Genomic DNA, 6,138 nt, shown 5'->3' on the forward strand with positions numbered 1-6,138 from the left:
TTACAGAACGATGAGCTTAACTGATTCACACATTCAATTTTTATATGATGGTTATTTGAACACCTATTGCTTATGGAAATCAAATTCGATTTTAGGATTGCAACAATTTGAATTAGATAGTGATAATAGGTTTTCTTTATTTAGAAGGAAATTACACAAGAAGTTGCGACTAGGACAACTTGCTGAACAATTTGTGTTTAATGAGTTGGAACAGTTTGAAAATTGTAAGATTCTAGCTGAAAACATTCAAGTACAGAAAGATAAACAAACTCTTGGCGAATTAGATGCTTTAATTGAATTTAACACCAAACGAATTCATTTAGAAATCGTTTATAAATTTTATTTATTTGATGCCTCATTAGGAACCTCTGAAATAGCACAATGGATTGGTCCAAATCGAAATGATAGCTTAATTGAAAAACTTAAAAAGCTTAGAGATAAGCAGTTGCCACTCCTTTATTCTGAAGATTGTCATTCTACTTTAAAGAGTTTAAATTTAAATGCTGAAGACTTTCAACAGAAGATTTTATTTAAAGCTCAATTGTTTTCTCCATATAAATCTTTGATAAAATTTAAGCTAATAAATGAGCACTGCTTGAGTGGATTTTATCTTAACTTAAACCAGTTAGAGGATTTTAGTTTTTGTAAGTTTTTTATTCCCTCAAAATTAGATTGGTTTTTAGAACCACATACTAATGTATTCTGGTTAGATTATATATCAATAAAAACTGAAGTAATTGATTATTTAAAGCAAAACAAATCACCTTTACTTTGGATTAAGCAACCTGATAGTACACTTCAAAAGTGTTTTCTAGTTTGGTGGTAAATTTTTTTTTAAAAGACTTTATAAAGTAATTCCTTAAATTATTAGAATAGCTTATATTTAACAGTAATATTCTAAAATTAATGCAAAAATATCTACTACTATTTTTATTCCTAATTTATTTAAACTCTTTCTCACAAGATTTAAGTTTAGAACAAAAAGAGATAATTTCTGTATTAAGTGGTAATTCAAAGTCACCAATTGGAAAGACCATCACTAATAGGAGTTCGATTGAGAATAGGCAGCTTACTCGTGAATACCTCTCATATTTAATTGAAAATCTAAATTTAGAAGCTCAAATTCAAAATTATAAAATGCCTAATGTTAATCCATTAATTGACTTATTATTCAATCCATTTGTTGGTGCCAATGTTTATACAATTTTACCTTCAACTGAAAAAAGTGATAACTATATTATTTTAGGTGCTCATTTTGATACTGAAAGGCATTGCCCTGGAGCCATTGATAATGCAACAGGAATGACAATCATTTATTCGGTATTAAAAGAACTGAAGACGCTTAACTTTCGAAACAAAAATATAATTGTAGTATTTTTTGATCAGGAAGAAGAAAATTTAATAGGTAGTCAAGCTTTCGCAAAATATTGTTTAAAAGATGAACTTAATATACATTCTGTACATACGTTTGATACTATGGGTTGGGATCGAGATGGTGATAAGGCTGTAGAGATTGAACTACCGACTAAAGATTTGAAGGAATTATATGAGAAAAATGCAAAACTATTGAATATTCCAATATATGAAATTAATGTTAATTCTACTGATCATCATTCATTTAGAGAACTCGGATTTAATGCTGTTGGGCTTACTGATGAACTTATGAATGGAGATTATGCTCCTTTTAAGGATACAAAAAAGGATACTTTTCAAACAGTTAATTTTGAATATGTGCTATCCTGTACTAATTTGGTATTTGAAACTATAAAGGATATTGTTACTCAATGATTTCTAAACAACACATAGAGAATAACAAATTATATGTCATTTGCCTTATTCTAAGCTTAATGTTATTCGCTTTTAAAGCAGTTCAATATATGCTAATTGGAAGTTATGTCCCTTTTGTTTTTATATTTATCATATTAACCTTGTTCTATTTTTCCTATAATTCTTCACGTAGAAATTTTAGTAGAATGCTTAAATTTTGGGGAATACTTCTTATTATTTGGGCAATTATTAGATTTGTAATTGAAATCTCTTTTCTTTTCTCAGAAAGTATTACAGAAACACATATTAGAGAACAATTCACAATCTATCATAAAACAATAACATTCTTGATGTTTTTGTCTGGTTCATTAATAATTAGAAACCGTTTGAATTTCGTTAATAACTCTCAATAATTCTCTTTTAATAACCAGTAACAATTTCCTATTTTGCAGGACTGTTTTAATCAAATAGGAGTTAAATAAATGAAGGTTTGCATTGCCGAAAAACCTAGTGTTGCTAGAGAGATTGCCCAAATACTTGGAGCCAATACAAAACGTGATGGTTATTATGAAGGCAATGGATATGCTGTAACCTACACTTTTGGTCATTTATGCACACTAATGGAACCAAATGATTACAAACCGTATTGGAAAAGTTGGGATTTAAACAATTTGCCAATGCTTCCAGAAAAATTTAAAACGAAAGTGGTTAATAATGCAGGTATTGAAAAGCAATTCAATATTGTGAAATCTTTATTCGATAACGCTGAACTGGTTATTAATTGCGGTGATGCAGGTCAAGAAGGTGAATTAATTCAACGTTGGGTTTTAGATCAAGCGAATTATAAAGGTAAAGTTCAAAGGCTATGGATTTCTTCATTAACCGCAGAAGCTATCAAAGACGGATTTAAAAACCTTAAAGATTCTGAAGCTTACGATAATTTGTATTACGCAGGTTTTTCAAGAGCTATTGGAGATTGGTTGTTAGGCATGAATGCAACACGTTTGTTTACTGTAAAGCATGGTGGCTATAAGCAGGTACTCTCTGTAGGAAGAGTTCAAACACCTACATTAGCAATGGTTGTCAATCGTTTTAAAGAAGTTGAAAATTTCAAGCCACAACCTTATTGGGAATTGCAAACTTTGTATCGAGAGACACTTTTTGCCTATGAAGAAGGACGTTTTTTAAAAATGGAAGACGGAGAATTTTTGGCTAATAAAGTGAAGACGCATGATTTTGAAATTGTTTCAACTGCAAAAAAGAAAGGCAAAGAATATGCTCCAAAACTGTTTGACTTAACTGGATTACAAGTGTATAGTAATACAAAATTCGGGTTTTCAGCAGATGAAACATTAAAGATTGTTCAAAAATTATATGAGCAAAAAGTTGTGACTTATCCTAGAGTTGATACCACTTTTTTGCCTTCTGACATGTATCCTAAAGTATCAGGAATATTACAAAAACTCACTAATTATTCTGAATTAACTCAACCATTATTAGGAAAAAAAATAAAAAAATCGACTAAAGTATTTAATGATAAAAAAGTCACAGATCACCATGCTATTATTCCGACAGGAGTTCAAACGACCTTACAATACAATCAACAACAGGTATACGATATTATAGTTAAACGTTTTATTGCTGTGTTCTATCCAGATTGTGAAGTATCAAACACAACTGTTATAGGAAAGGCCGATGATGTAAAATTTAAAACAACTGGTAAAGAAATTCTTAAAGATGGCTGGAAAGTAGTTTTTAAATTTGGCAAGGAGTCAACTTCTCATACATCTGATAAAAACACGTTATCAACATTTGTTAAAGGTGAAAAAGGAGCTCATACGCCTTCCTTTTTAGAAAAGCAGACCAAACCTCCCAGTCAGTTTACTGAAGCATCTCTCCTACGCGCAATGGAAACTGCAGGTAAGCAAGTAGATGATGACGAGCTTAGAGATTTGATGAAAGAAAATGGTATTGGTCGTCCTTCTACCCGAGCAAATATTATAGAGACCTTATTTAAACGTCAATATATAAAACGAAACAAGAAGCAACTTTTGCCTACAGTAACAGGTGTTGCTTTAATTGATACCATTCAAAATAAATTATTGAAATCCGCAGAATTGACTGGACTTTGGGAAAAGCAGCTCAAGGATATTGAAAAAGGTGAGTTTAGTGCAAGTTTGTTTATCAAGAATATGAAACAAATGGTTGATGAATTGGTTTATGAAGTTAGAAGTGAAAAAAAACGAGCAAACATCTCTCAAGCTTCTGTTTTAAAACAACGAGCGGCAAAAGTTAAACTGACTAAAAAAGAAGGAATCATCGCTGAAATTTGTCCAAAATGTAAAAATGGAAAGCTCATCAAAGGAAAATCTGCTAATGGATGTAGTAATTATAAATCGGGTTGCGATTTTGTTCTGCCATTTAAAGTTTATGGAAAGAAAATATCTGAAAAACAATTCATTAGATTATTAAAAAAAGGTTCAACTGTAAATCTCAAAGGATTTTCTTCAGATAAAGGAAACACAGAAGGCTTATTACGTTTTGATGACGAATTCAAACTAGTTTTAGAACCTAAAAAGCAGACCGCAAAGGTTTCCAAAGAAAAAGCAAAAGATGCTATAATTTGTCCGAAATGTCAGAACGGAACTATCATTAGAGGCAAAACGGCATATGGTTGTAGTGCTTATAAAAATGGATGTGATTTTAAAATGTCATTTGATGCCATCCGAACAAAAGCAAAAGATAAACAACTCACTAAAGATTTGGTGTATTCTATTTTAAAAGGTGATATTTAGAAATGAAACATCGTCATTTTAAACTCTTCAAACCGTATGGTTATTTAAGCCAGTTTCAAACGAATGCGAGACACGAGCGCAATAAAAAGTTTTTAGGTGAATTATATGATTTCCCAGAAGGAACAATGGCTGTTGGGCGCTTAGATAAAGATTCGGAAGGTTTACTTTTACTCACTACAGATGGCAAAGTAAGTTATGAAATAACGAGTTCAAAAACTGATAAAGAATACTATGTTCAAGTAGATGGAGAAATTACTAAAGAAGTTATTTCTAAATTAGAACAAGGTGTGGTTATTAATCATCAAAGTGAAACATATACCACTAAGCCTTGTAAAGTATTTAAACTAAAAAGCAAACCTGAATTTCCTAAACGTTTAAAAAAAATACGAGATGAACGACACGGAAAAACCTCTTGGGTTTCAATAACAATTAATGAAGGAAAGTTTCGTCAGGTACGAAAAATGACAGCTAAAGTAGGATTTCCTACGCTGCGTTTAGTAAGAGTTCGTATAGGAAATATGACTTTAGAAGGTCTTGAAATGGGTACGACTTTAGAAATTAATAGAATTTAATAAAAAAAAGCTAACACTTCCGTATTAGCTTTTTTATTGTGTTAAATTATGATTAGATAAGTTTAACGCGTACTGCATTCATGCCACGATTACCTTTTTCTAATTCGAATTGTACTTTGTCGTTTTCTTGAATTTCGTCAATTAATCCACTCACATGGCAAAAGTATTTTTCTTGATCTTCGGTATCAATAATAAAACCAAAACCTTTTGAGTTATCAAAAAATGAAACTTTTCCTTTGCGAATTGGATCGTATTCTTCTTCGTCTCCTTCTTCTTTTTTAGGGATGCCAATAACAATGTTTTTTGCCTTCACTTTAATTTTTTCTGATGGATCTGGAGGACTATCAGTTAAGTTTCCAAATTGATCTACATAAGCAAAAGGAATGCTTTCAGCACCACCATTTTCTTGCTTTTCAAGCTTACGCGCTTCCATTTTCTTACGTTTCTCTTCGCGCTTTTTTAAACGTTTTTTTTCTTTTTCACTTTTGTTGAAGGTCTGTTGCGACTTTGCCATTCTTTACTATTGGATATTTTAATTTTAATGTTACTTAATGCAACAATAATCGTAAAGATAATAGTTATAATTTAATTTAAAGAACGATATCGCAATTAGTTAATCTAAAGTTAAAATTTGCTAATTGATAGTAATACTATTATATTTGCGTGTAAATTAATAAAAAATGAAATATTTACTTTCAAATTTGAAAATTGACATCAATGATAAGATCTATTTAAAAGATCCTGAATCTTCTGATCTTGGTAAGCGAATCATTGAGCATAGTATTTTACTAATAGATGATATTGGCTTTGATAGCTTTACATTTAAAAAGCTGGGTGTTATTATCGGTTCTAATGAAAGTTCTATTTACAGATACTTTGATAGTAAGCACAAACTCCTCCTCTATTTAACGTCGTGGTATTGGGCTTGGCTTGAGTATCAATTAGTTTTTTCAACTACAAATATGTCAAATACTGAAGAGAAACTAGAGAAAGCTATTAATATC

General features: G+C 30.7%; 6 protein-coding genes. 5 read left to right on the top strand and 1 reads right to left on the bottom strand.

Annotated elements, in window-relative coordinates; all coding sequences use genetic code 11:
- Window positions 1–10 precede the first annotated feature (10 nt).
- The 4 genes from AB8B90_RS07005 (at window position 11) to AB8B90_RS07020 (ending at window position 5,134) form a co-directional block, all read left to right on the top strand.
- Entirely contained in the window at window positions 11–826 is an 816-nt protein-coding gene (locus tag AB8B90_RS07005; RefSeq protein ID WP_405335100.1) for a DUF1853 family protein, read from the top strand.
- Between the two features lie 80 nt (window positions 827–906).
- Window positions 907–1,788, top strand: a complete 882-nt coding sequence (locus AB8B90_RS07010) for a M28 family metallopeptidase (protein ID WP_405335102.1) — start codon at window positions 907–909, stop codon at window positions 1,786–1,788.
- 461 nt (window positions 1,789–2,249) lie between these two features.
- The gene (locus AB8B90_RS07015) at window positions 2,250–4,562 is read left to right on the top strand and encodes a DNA topoisomerase 3 (RefSeq protein WP_405335104.1); all 2,313 of its coding nucleotides are present in this window, start codon (window positions 2,250–2,252) and stop codon (window positions 4,560–4,562) included.
- Window positions 4,563–4,564: 2 nt separating this feature from the next.
- The gene (locus AB8B90_RS07020; protein ID WP_405335106.1) at window positions 4,565–5,134 is read left to right on the top strand and encodes a pseudouridine synthase; all 570 of its coding nucleotides are present in this window, start codon (window positions 4,565–4,567) and stop codon (window positions 5,132–5,134) included.
- A gap of 52 nt (window positions 5,135–5,186) precedes the next feature.
- Here AB8B90_RS07020 and AB8B90_RS07025 read toward each other — a convergent pair whose 3' ends face one another.
- Window positions 5,187–5,648, bottom strand: a complete 462-nt coding sequence (locus AB8B90_RS07025; RefSeq protein WP_405335108.1) for a cold-shock protein — start codon at window positions 5,646–5,648, stop codon at window positions 5,187–5,189.
- A 166-nt stretch (window positions 5,649–5,814) separates the two neighbouring features.
- Between AB8B90_RS07025 and AB8B90_RS07030 the strand changes: the two genes are divergently transcribed.
- Window positions 5,815–6,138, top strand: a 324-nt coding sequence (locus tag AB8B90_RS07030) for a TetR/AcrR family transcriptional regulator (protein ID WP_405335110.1), incomplete at its 3' end; no start/stop codon positions are given.

This window comes from Psychroserpens sp., assembly GCF_045105015.1.
Classification (GTDB): Bacteria; Bacteroidota; Bacteroidia; order Flavobacteriales; family Flavobacteriaceae; genus Psychroserpens.